Source organism: Pseudomonas sp. GD04015, assembly GCF_029837675.1.
In the GTDB taxonomy this organism is placed as follows: domain Bacteria; phylum Pseudomonadota; class Gammaproteobacteria; order Pseudomonadales; family Pseudomonadaceae; genus Aquipseudomonas; species Aquipseudomonas paralcaligenes.
Window position 1 is genome coordinate 15426 of record NZ_JAOEEE010000039.1, and the last position, 19913, is coordinate 35338.

Sequence of the window (19913 nt, forward strand, 5' to 3'; positions counted from 1 at the left end):
ATCGAGATGCATGCAGACAGGGACGATGCACCGTTCTACATCAGAAAGAAGCGAAGCCAGCTGGGGCAAATAATCGCGATCCTCGCGGCAGGATCGGCAATCACACTAGGCGCGCTCATGCTCATCCCCGCGCCCAAGCCGATCAAAGCCGCCTCCTCGGCCGCAGCCCTTGCAGCCAAAACACCGCAGAGAGTGATAGTCAATCAGGCTGTCAAAACTCTGCGACAAGAGCACCAGGAACCAATCGCAGAAATCTACAAACCCACTCCGGCAACCGAGCCTGCTGGCGTAAAGCAAACCTCATTCGACGACTCGAACTACATTCCCAAGGGCGCGAATAACGTAGTGAGCTACCCCCAGCCAATCGTGCGGGAGGAGCCAAAAGCCGAGGGGATGAAAGTCACCGTGGTGAAACAGAAAACCAGGATTAGGGACTACTGCCCAGGAAAAGAGGGAAGCATTGAACGCAGGAATTGCCGCGCGATGATCACCTTGAATCGGCACGACTAGTACGCGAACTCTAAGGGGCCGGCTTTAGCCGGTCCCAGTGAGCGAAGCGAGCGGTTTGAATCACTTGTTAGGCTGTAATTTGATAGCCCACTACGCTCCGATTACTTCTTTAGCGCGAATTGCTGCTGATGTAATTATGCCAATTGCAGTTTTTGTGATTTTCTCATCAGGATTAAGCCTATTGTGGTATTGCAGTACCCAATTTCCAGCAGACATTTTTAGCGCTGCAGGGAGGTATTCTTGCAGTACGAAATAGTCACTTATCTGGATTCCAAGCAATGCAACAATATTAATCTCATTTGACTTTTCCAAGTACTGCGTGAGCAGCCCAAACAACCTTACACTTTGACCACCGGATATCTTCCGCAGAAGGTCATCACCGTCGGAAAGTCTTCTGTCTGGTTTTGGTAAGTAATCAGAGACTTTTTCGAACAGCATAGCTTTTGCGATTGACAGTTCAGCTATGGCTTGCTTGTATTCTTTACTTTCCAGCATGACTTCCGCGCTTTTTATCTGTGCACGAATGTGTGGGTATGGAATTAACTCAGCGAGTGATAGCGATGAGAACTCTATTGAGTAAAACTCATAAAAACTGATAGCTAAAAATTCCTCAGTGTATGCTTTGAATTTTTTCGCCTCAGAAATATCTGGTAAATTTCCGTAGTGCTTGAAGTTAACTCGCGCCTTGTTTAATTCTAGCACTTTGGCTTTGAAGGGAAGGGGCGAGCTACTTGTATTTCCTTTGGCGTTCTTTACAAGATCAAAAAAGGCGGTAAACGGGGTCTTATCACTTGCTTCGGCGTCAAGGGTTTTCAGAAGTGACCAAATAAATATCTCTATCGAGTCTTGTAATAGTGAGATTGAAACTCCTGCCGAGATTGGATCATCTTTCTCAGCATACTCTGAGCCAATCAAAAATAATCTTTTGGCTAGAAGTAGTTGCTCTGTCATGCGTATTCCTCTTAGCCTAACGCTTGACTTAAACCGCGCCGCGAAGCTGCATCGGCTTGAAGGAACTGTTAGCCGTCATTGCGATGACACCAGCTGGGCAATGATTGCGCCTACGGATAGAGCTAATGCAACCAAGGACACGCCAAGCGACCAAGCGAATTTTGAATGCTCTTGGTCTTGCCCGGCAAGAATGGCTGCCAAGTAAGGCAGGTTGATGGCATGCCGTAGCTCACCAACCCTTGGAGCGAACAAGTGAACATAACTGTTCTCGCCAGTTTGATACCGGTATTTATGGTCAAGGTGATAGTAGAGGTAGCCGAACAAAACATGCCTGTCGGTGCCGAGCTTGTTGGCAACAGCCTCAATGTCAATCGCAACCATGACCTTGCCAATCTTGGGACCTTCTATAGGGAATAATGGCTCATATGTATCGTAGATGCAGCGGAGCACTTGTCTTTCGGTAGGAATGCGCTTTGACATGGCGATTAACCCTTGGCTAAGGGGCCGGCTTTAGCCGGTCCCGAGTGAGCGAAACGAACGACTTGAACCAATTGTTATGGGTCGACCAGTACTGCCTCGGAAAAGCCGCAGGAGCTGCAAGTGTATTGGCGCTCCTTACAGCCGAGATCACCAAAAGTTGGGTGAGGCTTAGTGGATGTAATTTTATAAGTTCTATTCTTACAGCTGGGGCAAAGCTCTCCCGTAGTGCTAGTTAAAGCACTCAGCTTTTCCTTAAGCTCTGCGTTCTCAGTTACTAACCCTGCTACTTTTAATTTGGTGTCTGCTAGCTCAAGACTCAGGTCAGCAAGAATATTTTTGAATTCAGCATCTTCTATATTTTTACTTATTTCTCGCAGTCGAGAGGCAAGGCTTACGGCAGTTGTGATTGTTGAGATGAGATCTGACATGTGTGCTCCTTGCTAAGACCCATAACGATTAAGCTAACGGGCAGACAAAAGCTTAGCTTTTGGCTGTCCAGCGAACGAAGTGAGCGTCAGTTGAGCGCATTGTTATGGGCTCTTTCTCTCGCGATACTTATTAATTTTTTGAGGTAGTGTATAAAGATATTCAAATAGATAATCCATAAAGCCAACAATGTCTTTGGCGTCTTGCGGCGAGGTTGGCGGCTGATCTGCTTTAGGGTGGGCGGAATCATTCCCTAGCTCTCTAACGCTATGCGCCCAATCTTGCATTATTTTCGGAAGAACTCCTTTTTGTGCCAGGTCTTCGATTTCTTGCTTGAGATTGGCGCCTGCAGCATTTTGCTCGCGAAGTGATGCTTGTAGAGAGCTCCTTGCCATTAACGCTGCTGCGTCCCAGTTTTGGTCTTTGAGGCTTCTTTTGGCTTGCAGCCAGTACCTGCCAACCGCTTCTGGCCAGTGCTCTGGATGTTTTTCTAATCTTCCAACGGGCCAAGGTAGAACCCTGTAGTCGTGATGCCCGCTACTTGCTGACCAGAATACCATTACATACGAAGCACAATTTCCGCATTTCAATGTGTCGAAATTTAAAACCTTGCGGCCATTTGGTTTCTTCTTTTCCGCATGGTGTTCTACCTCAAAATTTCCTCTTTCTGAGCAGAATGGGCATTCAATTTGGTAAGTTGCAAGATCGCTTCCGCTATACCCAGACCACTCGCCTAAATCCCACCAGCTACTCATTGTAATTTCTCCATTTGCTCATAACGTTTGGTTAAGGGGCCGGCTTTAGCCGGTCCCGATTGAGCGAAGCGAGCGGCCTTGAACCAGTTGTTAGGCAGAGATGCCTGAGCCGAAACGCTGCTGATTGCGGCACGATGACCGAGCCGCTGCGGAGATTCAAGCTCGAACGGCTAGGCAGGAATACACCTGTGCACGGCGATTGAGCGCCAGCCAGGACGGCAACTGGGCGGGAGCCTGCACGATGATCGCGGCGAGATTGCCGGCCGCAAAGAAACTGCGGGACAAATACTGAATGTGCGGTGGCTAACCAAACTTCCATGTGTTGCACCAAGTTTAAAAATTAATAACGCCTAACAATTAAGCTAACGGGCGGCCAAAAGTGCAGATTTTGGACGTCCAGCGAGCGAAGTGAGCAATAGTTGAGCGCATTGTTAGGCTTCAACACTCAAATCTTCTAGATACAGGTTTATTGCCTCTCCATTTCGTGCGGCAACCAACTCTAAAAGAATGTTTGCGCTTGCGGTCATTTGTACATAACACTCTACGAGTGCCAATAGACTACTTTCGTTTTCCTTAAAATACTTAACAGTGATTTTGGGGGATTCAGATGCCAGCGAAGCATCTTGCCCGCACAAGCACCTAGCAAGGTCCTCAGCTATGGCAGCCGCCGGCTCCCTTCCGAAGGCCAGTGCATACCCAAACTGCTCGGACAGCTGGCTAAGCTCTCGCGTTGCCAGAAGCTTAGCCGCCAGCGCGCCGAACTCGGTCAGTGACTCTTGAGCAAGTTGGTCTGCGCTGATTTTCATATGTAGCCTAACTATAAATAGGCGACAGACGTGGGGTAATGTTTTCCGCCACTTGTGTCGCATAATGTTCCTTTTCGAGCGCTAAGCCCTTGATTGTCCTTTGGCGCATCGGCCAAACGCGACATGGGGAAAGAGCAAAGAGCGACAGTCGACTAGCCCAAGGTAATGGCGTGGAGCCATCAGTGCAACGGGGCGATTGCGACAGGATGGATACCTCGGGAGGAAGTGTCCCCATGAGGCCAGAAAGCAACGCGTTATGATGTTTTACAAAGACTAGGCTGCGCTGAAAGCTGCGATTTACGAGGCTTTGACGGCCAAGGATGGCAGGGGCAGCCTTTTCGTAATGCGAAGGTCGCAGGTTCGACTCCTGTCTCCGGCACCATGGTCAAGCCCCGCCTCTTGCCGGGCTTTTTATTTATGGAGCACTACAGGCTTAGCCGCATCGACAGGTCCATTGCCTTGACGTCCTTGGTCAGGCTGCCGATGGAGATGTAGTCGACGCCCGTTTCGGCGATGGTGCGCAGGGTGCTGTCGTTGATGCCGCCGGAGGCTTCCAGCTTGGCGCGGCCGGCGGTGAGGGTGACGGCGGTGCGCATGTCGTCCAGGCTCAGTTCGTCGAGCATGACGATGTCGGCGCCGGCGTCGAGGGCTTGTTGCAGTTCGTCCAGGCTTTCCACTTCTATTTCCACGGGCTTGCCCGGGGCGATTCGGTGCGCGGTGGCGACGGCCTGGGCGATGCCGCCACAGGCGGCAATGTGGTTTTCCTTGATGAGGAAGGCGTCGTACAGGCCGATGCGGTGGTTGTGGCAGCCGCCGCAGGTGACCGCGTACTTCTGCGCTAGGCGCAGGCCCGGCAGGGTCTTGCGGGTATCGAGCAGTTTCACGTTGGTGCCCTCCACCATGTCGGCGAAGTGGCGGCAGCGGGTGGCGACGGCCGAGAGGGTCTGGAGGAAGTTCAGGGCGCTGCGCTCGCCAGTGAGGAGTGCCCGAGCCGGGCCTTCCAGATGGAAGAGCGGCTGGTTGGGTGTCACCCGGTCGCCGTCCCTGACCTGCCAGTGAACCGCCACCCGGGCATCTAGCTGACGGAATACCGCCTCCACCCAGGCCGTGCCGCAGATCACGGCGTGTTCGCGGGTGATTACCGTGGCGTGGGCCAGGCGTTCCTCCGGGATCAGTTGCGCCGTGATGTCGCCGCTGCCGATGTCTTCGCGCAGGGCGTTGCGCACATTGGCTTCGATTTCGGCGCCGAGCTCGGCGAGGGTGAGGTTGGGCATGGCGGCCTCCGCATTCAGGTGGCGCGATTATAGGGACAGACGGTCGGTCCAGTGGAGAGAAAGAGCCGTTAGGCTGTCCGATGGGTATCACATCTGTAGGATGTGACCGTTCGTAACCTGTAGTGCACGCTCTGTGATGTGGATCATGTCTTCCAAATGGGGGATTTGGTCATGCTGCGCTCGCCTCTATACTGGATTCAGCATTAACTTTGACGCCGCCCTTTTGACGCGCGCAGGGCGCTCAGCCGATTGTGTGCAGGCCTGTCGAGATCGGATAGCCTGCGGGAGATTTGCAATGAAGACCGACGCGAAAGTGGTGCACCTGAGCAAGGTCGTCCCCGAACACGCGCAGACTCCGCCTGCAGGAAGGCTTCCCGTGGCCCTGATACTGGTACGCGACAAGGCTGCTCAGCAGCTCAAACAGGCTATGCAGGGGCTGTTCGACAATGCCGACGACACCCTGTTCGAGATGGCTGACCGGGCTACGAGCAACGCCGAGCAGAACGCCTTCTTCGAGGCCATGCGGGACCTGCGCCTTAAGCGCAAGACGATCGAGCGCGGATTCCTGCAGCGGGTCTTCGAGACTTTCGCCACGCTGAACCAGTACGAGATCGGCAAGGCGCCGACCCTGGAAACCCTGTCCATCGACTCCCTGAGCCTGGTCCACAACGACACCCTGGAAGAAAACGTGGCGCTCGACGCCATGGTGTCGCGTGTCATGAGCCGTGACGGCCTCGCGCTGGGCCACCTGACCACCCGTCTCAATGCGGTGATCAGCAAGAAGCTGGAAGACAAGACCAATCCCCTCGGCCCCCGTGTACTGTGCGAGCAGTTCCTCGGCGCCTGCGAAGGACTGGGAGTGGAGATCCGCGTCAAGCTGATCATCCTCAAGCTGTTCGAGAAGCATGTGCTGGGCGAACTGGACGAGCTGTACGCCAACGCCAACCAACAGCTGGTCGAGGCTGGTGTGCTGCCCGAGCTGAAGTCCGCGCCGCCCGCGCGCCGCCAGCCGGGTCGACAGTCGGCGCCGGCAGCACGCGCGACTCGCGAGGCGTCTTCGACGCAGGGCGTCGAGACGGGCGGGTACACTGGCGAGGACGTCCAGGAAGTGTTCGGCGCCCTGCAGGAGCTGCTATCCCAGGTTCGCGGCAGCTCTCTGCTGCCCCGCAGGGAAACCCCTGCCGATGCCATACCGATCTCCAGCAACGACCTGATGCGTCTGCTTTCCCATATCCAGCAGCATCTCCCGACGCCGAGCGGTGCACAGGTCGAGGATGACTTCGACCTGCGCAACCAGTTGGAAACCCTGCTTGCCCGCGCCAGTGCCAGGAGCGGCAAGGCCCGGGTGGTGGGCGAGGTCGACGAGGACGTGATCAACCTGGTCGCCATGCTGTTCGATTTCATCCTCGACGACCGCACCCTGCCGGATTCGCTCAAGGCCCTGATCGGCCGCCTGCAGATTCCGATGCTGAAGGTGGCAGTGCTGGACAAGGCCTTCTTCAGCCGTGGCAGCCACCCGGCCCGCAGGTTGCTCAACGAGATCGCCTCCGCGGCCTTGGGCTGGAGCGCCCAGGGTGACGAGCAGCGCGACAGCCTGTACCAGCGCATCGAGCAGGTGGTGCAGCGCCTGCTCAACGATTTCACCGACGACCCGACCATTTTCTCCGACGTGCTGGCCGAATTCCTCGCCTTCACCGGCGACGAGAAGCGTCGCAGCGAGCTGCTCGAGCAGCGTACCCGCGATGCGGAAGAGGGCCGAGCCAAGGCCGAGCTGGCCCGGCAGCAGGTCGAGCAGGCGCTGAACTCCCGTCTGCTCGGCAAGACGCTGCCCGAAGTGGTGGTGCGCCTGCTGCAGGAAGGCTGGAGCAAGGTGCTGCAGCTGACCTGCCTGAAGCACGGCGCCGAATCCGCCGAATGGGAAGCGGCCATGGCCGTGATGGACGATCTGATCTGGAGCGTGGAGCCCCACGAGTCCGCGGAGGACCGTCTGCGCCTGCTGGAACTGGTGCCCAGCCTGCTCAAGTCGCTGCGCGACGGCCTGTCCAGCGCAGCGATCGATCCCTTCGTCACCAGCGAATTCTTCAGCCAACTGGAAGCCGTGCACGTGCAGGCGTTCCAGCGCTTCAAGCGCGAGACCGTTGTCCCGCAGGTCGTTCCGGCAGAGTCGGAAGAGGGCGAAGAGGTTGCCGCCGAGGGTTCCCTGGAGTTGGGCGAAGTCTCCCTGTTGGATCTGCCGTCGCTGGAGACCGAGGCCGAGGTGGACGTCCCGACGATGGTCGAGGTGGTCGAGGAGATCGTTCTGCTGGCACCGGGCGAGAGCCGTGAGCAGGAGCCCGAGGCCAGCCTGCCGGACGACGACGAGGCACTACTGAAGGTCGATGGCCTGCGTGTCGGCAGCTGGGTCGAGATCCAGGAGGACGAGGAGCACAAGCTGCGCGGCAAGCTGGCGGCGATCATCAAGCCCACCGGCAAGTTCATCTTCGTCAACCGCACCGGCATGAAGGTGATGGAGAAGACCCGTATGGGCCTGGCCGTCGAGTTCCGCCGGGGGGCGATTCGCCTGCTCGATGATGCGCTGCTGTTCGACAGGGCGCTGGAGTCGGTCATCGGCAACCTGCGCAAGCTCAAGGGCGCCTGACCCGTTGCGGATGAAAGCGCCCGGCCCCGTGCCGGGCGTTTTCGTTTATGGCTGTCGTGTCGCTGGCAAGGCCGCGGCTTGCGCCAGAGCCTCCACAGCCCATAGAGTGGCGTCAGTCTTCAAGGAGCCTGTAATGCGGCTGGACCCTGCCAGTGGCTGGTGTGACGACGTGCGTCACTGCCCCTCGCCGAACTTCAACGAGCGTCCTCGGGGAGAGGTCTCTCTGCTGGTGATCCACAACATCAGCCTGCCGCCGGGCCAGTTCGGAACCGGCAAGGTGCAGCAGTTCTTCCAGAACCGTCTGCCTGCCGACGAGCATCCCTATTTCGCCGGCATCGCCCAGCTCACCGTGTCCGCGCATTTTCTGATTGAGCGCGATGGTAGCGTCACCCAGTTCGTTTCCTGCCACCAGCGCGCCTGGCACGCTGGAGTGTCGAGCTTCGACGGGCGGGAGAACTGCAACGACTTTTCTCTGGGGATCGAGCTGGAGGGCACCGACGAGGAGCCGTTCAGCGATGCCCAGTACCAGGCGCTGATCGCGCTGACCCGTGAGCTGATGCGTGTCTATCCTGAGCTGACGGTCGAGCGAATCCGGGGTCACAGCGATATCGCCCCGGGGCGCAAGACGGACCCGGGGCCTTTTTTTGACTGGGCGCGACTGCGGGCGGCCCTGGGGAGTGAGGAGAGTAGTCGATGAATTTTCTGGTGCTTCTGCTGGTGCTCTGGGTGGAGAAGTTCTCGTCCGGGCGCAGTCGCATCCAGCGGGACGGCCTCTGGCGGCGCTGGCTGGCGCGCAGCGAGGGACGGTCGCCCTGGCTGGTCCTGATCCTCGCGGTGCTGCTGCCGACGGCGCTGCTCGGCCTGGTGCTGCTGGCGCTCGAGCCGCTGGCCTATGGTTGGCTGGCGCTGCCGGTACACCTGCTGGTGCTGATCTACAGCCTGGGGCGCGGTGATGTGCAGGCGGCCCTGGGGCCGTTTCGCGACGCCTGGCGACGGGGCGACGAGCAGGCGGCGTTGCACGTGGCCGAGCGGGACCTGAGCGTCGTCGCCGACAGCGAGGCCGAGTTGCTGGAGCGGGTGCAGGACTACGAGCTGTGGCAGGCCTACCAGGGCTTCTTCGCGGTGATCTTCTGGTATGCCCTGCTCGGGCCGCTGCCGGCCCTGGCCTACCGGCTGCTGGCGCTGACCGCCGAGCATGCTGGCCAGCCGGGCGTGGTCGAGCGCGCGGGGCAACTGCGCCATGCGCTGGACTGGCTGCCGGTGCGCGTGCTGGCGGCCAGCTTCGCGCTGGTCGGCAACTTCGCCGCCGTCAGTCGCGCGGTGCTGCACGACCTGCTGGCCTGGGAGCTACCCGCGCCGCGCCTGGTGGTCAATGCCGGGCGCGCGGCCAGCGAACTGGCCCCGCCCGCGCCGGGCGAGGAGGGCGTCGGCAGCCTGGACGAGCTGTGGCAGCTGCTGATCCGGGCGGCTGTGCTCTGGTACGCGGTGTTCGCCGTGCTGATCCTGCTGTTCTAGCCGGGCCACAGCCAGGCGGCGCCGCGAACGCCGCTGGAGTCGCCATGCCGCGCCTGCACCAGGCGCGTGTTGATCTGGTCCGAGAACACATGGCGGTCCAGCAGGCGGGGGACCTCGCTGTACAGGGCCGGCATGTTCGACAGGCCGCCGCCCAGCACGATCACCTCCGGATCGATGATGTTGATCACGGATGCCAGGGCCCGTGCCAGCTGCTCGCAGTAGAGTTGCACGGCCGCCACGGCGGCCGGCTCGGCGCGCCGCGCGGCGTCGGCCAGCTGGGTGGCGTCCAGCCCCAGTTCGCTGCGCGCGGCCCAGGCCGGGCCACTGAGGAAGGTCTCGATGCAGTCGTCCAGGCCGCAGTAGCAGCGGCGTGCCGGGCCGTCGGCGGGGCTGTGCCAGGGCAGGGCGTTGTGTCCCCACTCGCCGGCGATGGCGTTGGGCCCCTGGAGCAGCCGGCCGTGGATGACGATGCCGCCGCCGACCCCGGTGCCGAGGATCACGCCGAACACGCTGGCGGCCCCGGCGCCCGCGCCGTCCGTGGCTTCCGACAGGGCGAAGCAGTCGGCGTCGTTGGCCAGGCGCACCGGGCGCTCCAGCCGCCGCTCCAGGTCGCCCTGCAGGTCCTGGCCGATCAGACAGGTGGAGTTGGCGTTCTTGATCCGTCCGTGATCGGGCGAGCGGGTGCCAGGGATGCCGACGCCGAGGCTGCCCGTTGCGCCCAACTGGCGTTCGGCATCGCGGACCAGTTGTACTATGGTCTGCAATGTGGCCTGGTAATCACCCTGCGGGGTGGGCAGGCGCTGTCGCAGCCGTTCTTCGGAGCCTTCGAGGGCGACGATTTCGGTCTTGGTGCCACCCAGATCAATGCCGAAGCGGAGAGACATGCGCATTCTTAACCTTAAGTTACAAAGGGTGGCGCCGATATCCGGTATACAAGCTGTGGGGGATCTGCGCCTGGCAATTGGCCATTTCCGCTGATATCCACAAACACCGATACCTTGCCGTTCAATAGACTAGCCCGCAGCGGCTGGCATACAACAATAATGGCAACAGGAGACGTCTAGTGAATAGCGTGTTGTACCCTGCCATCGCGCTGATGAACCGCATGAGCTTTGGCATGAAGTTCAGCCTGATCAGTGTGCTGTTCTTCCTGCCCATGCTGGTCACCAACTACTTCCTGGTGCGGGACTCCTATGACGCCTTCGTCGATACCCGCACCGAGCTGCAGAGCCTGGAGCTGCTCAAGCAGAGCCAGAAGATGCGCCAGGAGCTGGAGCGTCTCAACGACCTCTACGAGATCAATGCCGTGCTCGGCCAGTCCGGCGAGTCGGACCGGCTCGCCGCGCTGATCGGTCCGCTGGAGAAGAGCATCGGCGATACCCTCGCCGCGCTCGAGTCGCCCAGCGACGACGCGCAGAAGATCGAGGAATTCAACGCCCAGCGCGACGCCATCAAGGGTGCGCTGGACGCGGTGGCCGCCGAGTCCTCGCTGCGCAGCAAGGCCGGTCTGGTGGTCAAGGCGCTGGACAACGCCGAGGTGTTCATCAAGTTCGTCGCCAGCCAGTCCGGCCTCAGCCAGGACAGCGACCTGACCGTGCGCCAGATGGCCGAGCTGCTGACCACCAGCACCCCGCCGGTGACCGAGGCGCTGAGCAAGGGCCGTGCCCTGGGCTCCTACTCCCTTGGCCAGGGCATCCTCGGCTCCTCCGACAGCACCAAGCTCGACGAGCTGCTGGCCGAACTGGAGAAGCTTCATGCCGAATACGGCTTCAAGATTCAGAGCGCGCTGGACGGCAACGCCCGGGCGCAGAGCGAGTTGAGCGCGCCGGCCGAAGCCAGCCGGGCCTCGCTGACCGAGGTCAGCGGCGTGCTGGAAGAGCAGTTGCTGATGGCCGACAGCCTGGACGCGCCCTGGCAGGGCTTCTTCGACCAGCTCACCACGGCCATCGACAAGACCTACACGCTCAACGACAAGGTGCTCGGCTTCCTCGACCTGGAGCTGAGCCAGCGCCTGGAAGGCAAGCGCACGCAGATGGTCCTGCTGGTGGTGGCCCTGGTCGTGCTGTTCCTCGCCATCGGCTATCTCTACGGCGGCTTCTACGTCTCCACCCGCGCCACCCTCAAGGGCTTCGGCAAGACCCTCAACCAGGTCGCCGCCGGCGACATGACGGTGCGCGTCAGCGTGCGCAGCCAGGACGAACTGGGCGAGCTGGGTGAGGTGTTCAACGGCACCGTGGCGAAGATCCGCGACCTGATCGAGCTGGTCGGCCAGACCGTCACCGAGGTCGAGCGCCAGGCCGACCGCGTGGAGCTGGTGTCCGGCGAGAGCAGCCAGGCGGTATCGGCCCAGCGCGGGCAGATCGAGCAGGTGGCCACGGCGATGAACCAGATGTCCGCCACTGCCCTGGAGGTGGCGCGCAGCGCCGCCGCCGCGGTGGGCAGCGCGCAGAGCGTGAACCAGGAGACGGTCAGCGGCCGCGAACTGGTGGAGGCCCAGGTGGCCCGCATCCAGCGCCTGGCCAGCGAGATCGACCAGTCGGTGAACGTCATCAACCAACTGGCCGCGGACAGTTCCGCCATCAGCCAGGTACTGGAAGTCATCAAGGGCATCGCCGGGCAGACCAACCTGCTGGCCCTCAACGCCGCCATCGAGGCCGCGCGGGCCGGCGAGCAGGGCCGCGGCTTCGCCGTGGTGGCCGACGAGGTACGCAACCTGGCCAAGCGCACCCACCAGTCCACCGAGGAGATCGAGCAGATGATCGGTCGCCTGCAGAACGGCGTGGGCGCCACGGTGACCGCCATGAACGGCAGCCACCAGATGGTGGAGAGCACCGTCAGCCAGTCGACCCAGGTGCAGCAGGCGTTGGAGAACATCCTCGGCGCGGTCGGCATGATCGTCGACCAGAACCAGCAGATCGCCGCCGCCGCCGAGCAGCAGACCGCCGTGGCCCACGACATCGATATGAACATCGTCGAGATCAACCAGGCCGGCGAACGCACCGCCGAAGGCGCCGTGCAGACCGAGCAGGCCAGCCGCGAGCTGTCCGATCAGGTGGCGCGGTTGAAGGAGCTGATCAGCGCGTTCCGCGTGTGATCCCCAGGTGGGCTCCATTCCCGGATTGCATCCGGGCTACAGAGCATGATCGAAGAGGCTCGCCGATTGGCGGGCCTTTTCTTTGGCTATGTCCCCGTTACGTGTTGGCGACGCAATCCTGCTTCTGTGGGAGCGGCTGGGCGGCATTCCGATTGGCCGCGAAATTCGCGGATAAATCCGCTCCCACAAGGTGTGCAACAACTAACGGGGCTTTGTAGGGCGGGTGAAACCCGCGTTGCTGGTTCGCGGGTTTCACCCGCCCTGCGTCGGCCAGCCGAACAGCTCGGCGGCGTTGCGGCTGCTGGCGGTGGCCAGCGCCTCCGGCGTCACGCCCCACAGCTCGGCAAGGGCGGTGCAGATGTCCGGCAGGTGCTCCGGGCTGTTGCGCACGCCCGGGTGCATGGCCGGGGCCATGTCCGGCGAGTCGGTTTCCAGCACGACGGCGTCCAGCGGCAGGCGCGGGATCACCTTGCGCAGGCGCAGCGCCTGGGGCCAGGTCGGCGCGCCGCCCAGGCCTAGGCGAAAGCCCAGCCTGAGGTATTCGCGGGCTTCCTCGTAGCTGCCGGCGAAGGCGTGGATCACGCCGCCGCGGGCCAGTTTGAAGCGCTTGAGGGTGGCGATGGTGGCGGCGTGGGCACGGCGTACGTGAAGCAGGGCGGGCAGCTCGAATTCGGCGGCCAGCGCCAGCTGCGCCTCGAACAGTGCCTGCTGGCGCTCGCGGTCGAGGGTTTCCACGTAGTAGTCCAGGCCGAATTCGCCTACCGCACACACGCTGGGATGGCCGGCGAGCCGCTGCAGCCAGTCGCGCAGTGCCTCCAGATGTTCGGGACGGTGTTCCTCCAGATACACCGGGTGCAGGCCGAAGGCGGCGTACAGCCCCGCGTGCCGTTGCACCAGGTCCCACAGGCGCTGCCAGTTGCCCTGATGCACGCCGAGCACCACCAGCCGCTCCACCCCGAGCGCCCGGCTGCGCGCCAGCAGCGCGTCACGATCGGCGTCGAAGTCGGGGAAGTCCAGGTGGGTATGGGTGTCGATCAGTCGCATGGGCGGTGCCGTGGCCGGGCCTTGCAGCATCGGGTATTTCACTGGAGTGCGCCAGTCGAGGGAGCGTTCCCGGGTTTCGTCAGTCGAAGATTGCAACGATGTCGTGACACAGCGGAGGTGAAGGTGCGGGTACGCAAGTTGGTGAAGGGGGCGCTGGCCGTGCTCCTCCTGTCGGTGGCGGCGCTGATGCTGGTGCTCGTGTTGTTCGATTGGAACCTGCTGCGGCCGACCATCAACGAGCGCGTCTCGGCGGCGCTGAACCGGCCCTTCGCCATCGAGGGCAATCTCAGCGTGGTCTGGCGCCGCGAACCGGACGAAGGCGGCTGGCGCGCCTGGCTGCCGTGGCCGCATTTCTCCGCCGAGCAACTGGTGCTGGGCAACCCCGACTGGGCCCAGGGCGACACCTTCGTCAGTCTGGACCGGGTGCGTTTCCGCCTCGCGCCGCTGCCGCTGCTGTGGAAGACGGTGCGCATTCCCCGCATCGAGCTGGGCGCGCCCTACGCCAACCTGCAGCGCCTGGCCGACGGCCGCGCCAACTGGACCTTCGACCTCGGCAAGGACGAGGAAAACCCCGACGAGCCGAGCCCCTGGACGCTGGATATCGGCACCATCGGCTTCGACCAGGGCGTGGTCAGCGTCGACGATCAGGTTTCGCGGACCCGCCTGGAAATGCAGATAGACCCCCTCGGTCAGCCCATTCCGTTCAGCCAGATCGTCGGCGAGGGCACCGCCCAGCGCCTGGCCGAGGAGCACGCCGCGGCCCAGGACTACGCCTTCGCCTGGCTCGCCAAGGGGCGCTTCCAGGGCCAGCGAGTGAATGGTCGCGGCAAGGTCGGCGGCCTGCTGGCGCTGCAGGATGCCAGCCTGCCGTTCCCCCTGCAGGCCGACGTACGGGTCGGCAGCACCCGCATCCAGGTCGCCGGCAGCCTGACCGATCCGAAGAACCTGGGCGCGCTGGACCTGCGCCTGCGCCTTGCCGGAACCAGCCTCAGCCAGCTCTATCCGCTGACCGGCGTGACCCTGCCGGACACGCCTGCCTACGCCACCGACGGCCGCCTGCGGGCGGACCTGCGCGACGAGGGCGGCGCCAGCTTCCGCTACGAGGGCTTCAACGGCCGCATTGGCGCCAGCGACATCCACGGCGACCTGACCTTTGTCGCCCGCCAGCCCCGGCCCAAGCTGTCCGGCCGGCTCACTTCCAACCAGTTGTTGTTCGCCGACCTTGCGCCCCTGGTCGGTGCGGACTCCAACGCCGAGAAGAAGGAGCGCGGCGCCGCCGCCAACCAGCCGGCCAACAAGGCGCTGCCGGTGGAGGAGTTCCGCACCGAGCGCTGGCGGGCCATGGACGCCGACGTGCGCTTCACCGGCAAGCGCATCGTCCATTCCGAGAAGCTGCCGATCAGCGACCTGGACACCCATGTGGTGCTCAACGACGGCATGCTCAGCCTCGAACCCCTGCGCTTCGGCATGGCCGGCGGCACCCTGGACGCGCAGATCCGCCTGAACGGCGCGGTTACCCCGCTGCAGGGCCAGGTGCGCCTGAGCGCGCGGGAGCTGAAGCTCAAGCAGCTGTTCCCCACCTTCGCGCCAATGCAGACCAGCTTCGGCGCGCTCAATGGCGATGCCACCCTGAGCGGCACCGGCAACTCGGTGGCGGCGCTGCTGGGCGGCGCCAACGGCGACCTGAAGATGCTGATCAACGATGGCGCGGTGAGCCGCGACCTGCTGGAGATCGCCGGGCTCAACGTCGGCAACTACCTGGTGGGCAAGCTGTTCGGCGACGAGGAGGTGACCATCCACTGCGCCGCCGCCGACCTGGGCATCAAGCAGGGGCTGATGAGCACCCGGCTGTTCGTGGTCGACACGGAGAATGCGGTGATCCGTGTCGACGGCAGCGCCAACTTCGCCAGCGAGCGGCTGAATTTCGACATCACCCCGGCAACCAAGGGCCTGCGCATCTTCTCCCTGCGCTCACCGCTCTACGTGCGCGGCACCTTCAAGGACCCGGACGCCGGCGTGCGGGCCACGCCGCTGGCGTTGCGCGGCGCCGGCCTGGTTGCCCTGGGCGTGGCGGTGGCGCCGGCGGCCGGGCTGCTGGCGCTGGTGGCACCCAGCGAGGGCGACAAGAGCAGCCAGTGCGCGCCGCTGCTGCGGCAGATGCAGCAGGGCGGCAAGGGGTAGCGTCGTTTCGCGGGGCTCCTTCACTGGCCGCAGGGGTGCGCATGGCGCACCCTACGATCGCGGCGGGTCGGGTTTCGTTTAGCGCGCCACGCTGGCGGAGATGGCTACCGCGGCGGCGGCGGTGCGGGTTTCCACGCCGAGCTTCACGTAGACGTGCTCCAGGTGCTTGTTCACTGTGCGTGGGCTGAGGCCGAGGATGTCGCCGATGTCGCGGTTGGTCTTGCCGCAGGCCACCCAGCGCAGCACCTCCACCTCGCGTTCGGTGAGCTGGAAGCGGCTCGACAGCGCCTCGAAGGTCGGCTCGTTGCTCAGGGTCAGGTCCACCGGCTGGGCGGCGGCGCGGGCCGATTGCAGGGTGCGCGCCGTGCGCAGGTGGGCGGCGACCCGCGCCAGCACCTCGTCGGTGTGGATCGGCTTGGTCACGTAGTCGCTGCCGCCGGCGGCGAAGCCTTCCACCACGTGCTCGCTGTCGGTCAGCGCAGTCATGAACAGCACCGGGATGTCGGCGCTGTCCGGCTCGGCCTTGATCCGCCGGCAGGTCTCGAAGCCGTCCAGGCCGGGCATCATCGCGTCGAGCAGGATCAGGTCCGGGCGCCGCCGCTGGATACGGTTCAGCGCGCTCTGGCCGTCGAGCGCCACCAGCACCATGTAGCCTTGGGCGTCGAGGGCGTCGGAGAGCAGGGCGAGGTTGTCCGGCGTGTCGTCGACGATCAGCACAGTGCCGCGCTCAGCAAGCTGCGTGGCTGCATTCATGTTCGGCCTCCTTGAGTTGGCGGTTGAGTTCGTCCAGGCGGAAGCCCTTGGCCAGGGCCCGCAGACGGGCGGTGAAGGGCGCGCAGGCGGGCGTCTGCCGCTCGATGGCGTCCAGCTTGTCCTGGATGCCGCGCATGTAGCCGAGCGCCACCAGCTCGCGCAGCTCGGCCAGTTCGCTGGCGCTGGGCAGTATTTCGATCGGTGGCGGCACGGGCTCCGGCTCGGCGACGCGGTGCAGCCATTGCAGGTCGAGCTGTTGCTGGATGCGTTCGAGCAGCGCCGGGGTGTGTACCGGCTTGGCCAGGTAGTCGTTGCAGTAGGCGGCGACGCTGCGCTCGCGGTCGTCGGCGAAGGCGTTCGCCGAGATCACGATGATCGGTGCCTGGGACAGGGCGTTGCGGCGGATCAGCCGGCTGGTCTCGAAGCCGTCCATCTGCGGCATCGACAGGTCCATCAGGATCAGGTCGGGGTTCAGCAGCGCCACCTGGCGGATCGCCTCCTGGCCGCTGGCCGCCTGCTCGACGCGAAAGCCCAGCGGTTCGAGCATGCCGGCCAGCACGCGGCGGTGCTCCAGGTGGTCGTCCACCACCAGGATCAGGCGGCGCGGGCCCTGGTAGCCGATGATGTCGTGCGCCACGTGCACCACCGCCCGGGGCGCGCGCACCTCGGAGAGGAACAGGCGCACCTGGAAGCGCGTGCCCTGGCCCGGCTCGCTGTGTACCGACAGCTCGCCACCCATCAGCGCGGTGAGCATGCGGGTAATGGTCAGGCCCAGGCCGACGCCGTTGTCCTGGCGCATCAGGTCGCCGCGCTCGAAGGGCTGGAAGATGCGCTCGATCTGCTCCGGGGCGATGCCGATGCCGGTGTCGACGATCTCGAAGCAGGCGGTCTCGCGCAGGTAGCTGACGCGCAGGCGCACCTCGCCGCGTTCGGTGAAGCGCACGGCGTTGCCGAGCAGGTTGATCAGGATCTGCCGCACGCGCTTCTCGTCGCCGCGCACCACCGCCGGAATCCGCCCGACCGTCTCCAGGTGGAAGGCCAGGCCCTTCTCGGCCGCCTGCGGGGTGAACATCCGTTCGAGCTGGTCGACGAACTCGGGGAGGGGGATTTCCGACAGCTCCAGGTGCAGCTTGCCGGCCTCGATCTTGGCTACGTCGAGCAGGCCGTCGATCAGCGACAGCAGGTGCGAGCCGCTGCGGAAGATGGTCGCCAGGGCGTCGCGGTGGCGCTCGGGCATGGCCGCGTCGCGCTGCAGGATCTGGGTGTAGCCGAGGATGCTGTTGAGCGGCGTGCGCAGCTCGTGGGACAGGCCGGTGACGTAGCGGCTCTTCGCCGCGTTGGCGCTCTCGGCCAGCACCTTGGCCTTCTGCAGCGCCTCGTCGGTCTTGCCGTGGGCCTCGATCTCCTGCATCAGCAGCAGGGTCTGGCGGTCCGACTCCTGCTGCGCCACCTGGCGGCTCTCGCGGGTCAGGACGATCCACCAGGCGAGCATGCCGGCGAACAGCGAGAGGGTGAGGAAGGCCTTGAGGAAGGCCTGGTACAGGGTCTGCTGCACCTCCGGCGAGTTCGGCACCAGGCCGTGGGAGACCTGGCTGTAGATCAGCGCCAGGGCGCCGAACAGCATCAGCACCAGCAGCGCGAGGAAGCCCAGGTACTGTGCCAGGCGGCTGTGCAGGCGCGGGATGCTGGCCCAGGGGAACAGCCAGTGGAGCAGGCCGTCGACCTGCCGGGACAGGCGTGCGTGCGGCTTGCAGGCGTCGCCGCAGCGGGCGTCCAGCGAGCAGCACAGCGAGCAGATCGGCGTGCTGTAGGCGGGACAGAAGGCCATGTCCTCGCGCTCGAAGGCGTTGTTGCACAGGCCGCAGCGCGGCGCCTCGCGCACACCCGGCGGGTGGATCAGCGCCGCCGAACTCTGCCGCGCGATGTAGAAGCGCCCGCCGGTGAGCCAGGCCAGCAGCGGCGCGCAGAGGAAGGCCGAGCCCAGCGCCACCATCGGCGAGGCGGCCTGGGCCAGGGCGCCGAACAGGCCGGCGTGGGCCAGCACCGAGAGCAGCGAGGCGATCAGCATGGCGCCGACGCCGACCGGGTTGATGTCGTACAGGTGCGCGCGCTTGAACTCGATGTGCTTCGGCGACAGGCCCAGTGGCTTGTTGATCACCAGGTCGGCGACCAGCGCGCCGATCCAGGCGATGGCGATGTTGGCGTAGAGCCCGAGCACCTCCTCGATCGCCTCGAACACGCCCAGTTCCATCAGCATCAGGGCGATGGCGACGTTGAACACCAGCCACACCACCCGCCCCGGGTGGCTGTGGGTGACCCGGGCGAAGAAGTTGGACCAGGCCAGCGAGCCGGCGTAGGCGTTGGTCAGGTTGATCTTCACCTGGCTGACGATGACGAACAGCACCATGGCGCCGAGCGCCCATTCCGGCGACGAGAACACGTAGTGGAAGGCCACCAGGTACATCTGGGTCGGCTCGGCGGCGCGCTCGATGGGAATCTCGTGCTGCAGCGCGAGGAAGGCGAGGAAGGCGCCGGCCAGCATCTTCAGCGCACCGGGGATGATCCAGCCCGGCCCGGCCATGAGCAGCGCGGCCCACCAGCGCTTGCGGTTCTGCGCGGTCTTCTCCGGCAGGAAGCGCAGGTAGTCGACCTGCTCGCCGATCTGCGTGACCAGGGCCAGGGCCACCGTACAGGCGGCACCGAACGACAGCAGGTTGAAGGCTCCGGCCTCGCCCTCGCGGCCGGCGAAGCTGGTCCAGTCGGACAGCGCGCCGGGGTTCTTCAGGATCACGAACAGGTAGGGCAGGAACAGCAGCACCAGCCACAGCGGCTGGGTCCAGGTCTGCAGGCGGTTGATCAGGGTGATGCCGTAGGCCACCAGGGGAATGATGATCACCGAGCAGATCACGTAGGCCAGGGCCAGCGGCAGGTCGAAGTACAGCTCCAGGGCCAGGGCCATGATCGCCGCTTCGAGGGCGAAGAACAGGAAGGTGAAGCTGGCGTAGATCAGCGAGGTGATGGTCGAGCCGATGTAGCCGAAGCCGGCGCCGCGGGTCAGCAGGTCCATGTCCACGCCGTAGCGCGCCGCGTAGTAGCTGATCGGCAGGCCGGTGAGGAAGATCACCAGGCTCACCGCGAGGATCGCCCACAGGGTGTTGGTGAAGCCGTAGGACAGCGCCAGCGCGCCGCCGATGGCCTCCAGGGCGAGGAACGACACGGCGCCCAGGGCGGTGTTGGCGATGCGCAGCTCCGACCACTTGCGGAACGCCCGCGGGGTGAAGCGCAGGGCATAGTCCTCCATGGTCTCGTCGGCGACCCAGCTGTTGTAGTCGCGGCGGATCTTGACGATGCGCTGGGTTCCGGTGGGTTGCACGGTGCGGTTCCTGGTCGATGACATGGGTGCTCGCGCCGTCCTTGCGCTGTGTTTCTTGTTGCCGGTGTGTTGGGTCTTGGGTCTTGGTTCTGGGGCCTGGGGCTTTGGGTGGG

16 protein-coding genes are annotated in these 19913 nt (G+C 63.5%); 6 read left to right on the forward strand and 10 right to left on the reverse strand.

The window, feature by feature from the left end:
- The first annotated feature begins 6 nt into the window (after positions 1 to 6).
- The gene (locus tag N7640_RS22300; protein WP_279905765.1) at positions 7 to 510 is read left to right on the forward strand and encodes a hypothetical protein; all 504 of its coding nucleotides are present in this window, start codon (positions 7 to 9) and stop codon (positions 508 to 510) included.
- 90 nt (positions 511 to 600) lie between these two features.
- On the opposite strand, the gene N7640_RS22305 is transcribed toward N7640_RS22300, so the two are convergent.
- From N7640_RS22305 to nadC, 6 genes are all read right to left on the reverse strand, one after another.
- Positions 601 to 1461: a hypothetical protein gene (locus tag N7640_RS22305; RefSeq protein WP_279905764.1), complete on the reverse strand. Its 861-nt coding sequence runs from the start codon at positions 1459 to 1461 to the stop codon at positions 601 to 603.
- A 75-nt stretch (positions 1462 to 1536) separates the two neighbouring features.
- On the reverse strand, positions 1537 to 1941 hold the full coding sequence (locus N7640_RS22310) for a hypothetical protein (RefSeq protein WP_279905763.1): 405 nt from the start codon (positions 1939 to 1941) through the stop codon (positions 1537 to 1539).
- Positions 1942 to 2015: 74 nt separating this feature from the next.
- Positions 2016 to 2369, reverse strand: coding sequence for a hypothetical protein (locus N7640_RS22315; RefSeq protein ID WP_279905762.1), 354 nt, complete (start codon positions 2367 to 2369; stop codon positions 2016 to 2018).
- A 102-nt stretch (positions 2370 to 2471) separates the two neighbouring features.
- Positions 2472 to 3122: a DUF4145 domain-containing protein gene (locus N7640_RS22320; RefSeq protein WP_279905761.1), complete on the reverse strand. Its 651-nt coding sequence runs from the start codon at positions 3120 to 3122 to the stop codon at positions 2472 to 2474.
- A gap of 431 nt (positions 3123 to 3553) precedes the next feature.
- A complete protein-coding gene (locus tag N7640_RS22325) occupies positions 3554 to 3928 on the reverse strand; it encodes a hypothetical protein (protein ID WP_279905760.1) in 375 nt (124 codons plus the stop codon).
- A gap of 425 nt (positions 3929 to 4353) precedes the next feature.
- Positions 4354 to 5202, reverse strand: a complete 849-nt coding sequence (nadC, locus tag N7640_RS22330) for a carboxylating nicotinate-nucleotide diphosphorylase (protein WP_279905759.1) — start codon at positions 5200 to 5202, stop codon at positions 4354 to 4356.
- Positions 5203 to 5497: 295 nt separating this feature from the next.
- Here nadC and N7640_RS22335 point away from each other — a divergent pair, with 295 nt between their 5' ends.
- From N7640_RS22335 to ampE, 3 genes are all read left to right on the forward strand, one after another.
- Complete coding sequence (locus N7640_RS22335) at positions 5498 to 7840, forward strand: DUF1631 domain-containing protein (protein ID WP_279905757.1); 2343 nt, start codon at positions 5498 to 5500, stop codon at positions 7838 to 7840.
- A gap of 133 nt (positions 7841 to 7973) precedes the next feature.
- Positions 7974 to 8537, forward strand: a complete 564-nt coding sequence (ampD, locus tag N7640_RS22340) for a 1,6-anhydro-N-acetylmuramyl-L-alanine amidase AmpD (protein WP_279905755.1) — start codon at positions 7974 to 7976, stop codon at positions 8535 to 8537.
- Complete coding sequence (ampE, locus tag N7640_RS22345) at positions 8534 to 9355, forward strand: regulatory signaling modulator protein AmpE (RefSeq protein ID WP_279905754.1); 822 nt, start codon at positions 8534 to 8536, stop codon at positions 9353 to 9355. The genes ampD and ampE overlap by 4 nt, the downstream gene beginning before the upstream one ends.
- On the opposite strand, the gene N7640_RS22350 is transcribed toward ampE, so the two are convergent.
- Entirely contained in the window at positions 9352 to 10239 is an 888-nt protein-coding gene (locus N7640_RS22350; RefSeq protein ID WP_279905753.1) for an ROK family protein, read from the reverse strand. The two genes, ampE and N7640_RS22350, sit on opposite strands and share 4 nt — an antisense overlap.
- Before the next feature lie 179 nt (positions 10240 to 10418).
- On the opposite strand from N7640_RS22350, the gene N7640_RS22355 reads away from it, so the two are divergent.
- Positions 10419 to 12449, forward strand: coding sequence for a methyl-accepting chemotaxis protein (locus tag N7640_RS22355; protein WP_279905752.1), 2031 nt, complete (start codon positions 10419 to 10421; stop codon positions 12447 to 12449).
- A 252-nt stretch (positions 12450 to 12701) separates the two neighbouring features.
- Here N7640_RS22355 and N7640_RS22360 read toward each other — a convergent pair whose 3' ends face one another.
- A complete protein-coding gene (locus N7640_RS22360) occupies positions 12702 to 13493 on the reverse strand; it encodes a TatD family hydrolase (RefSeq protein WP_279905751.1) in 792 nt (263 codons plus the stop codon).
- Between the two features lie 123 nt (positions 13494 to 13616).
- Here N7640_RS22360 and N7640_RS22365 point away from each other — a divergent pair, with 123 nt between their 5' ends.
- Entirely contained in the window at positions 13617 to 15674 is a 2058-nt protein-coding gene (locus N7640_RS22365; RefSeq protein ID WP_279905750.1) for an AsmA family protein, read from the forward strand.
- A gap of 78 nt (positions 15675 to 15752) precedes the next feature.
- On the opposite strand, the gene N7640_RS22370 is transcribed toward N7640_RS22365, so the two are convergent.
- The gene (locus N7640_RS22370) at positions 15753 to 16427 is read right to left on the reverse strand and encodes a response regulator (RefSeq protein WP_220811615.1); all 675 of its coding nucleotides are present in this window, start codon (positions 16425 to 16427) and stop codon (positions 15753 to 15755) included.
- The gene (locus tag N7640_RS22375; protein WP_279905749.1) at positions 16402 to 19800 is read right to left on the reverse strand and encodes an ATP-binding protein; all 3399 of its coding nucleotides are present in this window, start codon (positions 19798 to 19800) and stop codon (positions 16402 to 16404) included. Before N7640_RS22375 ends, N7640_RS22370 begins: the two co-directional genes overlap by 26 nt.
- Positions 19801 to 19913: the final 113 nt, after the last annotated feature.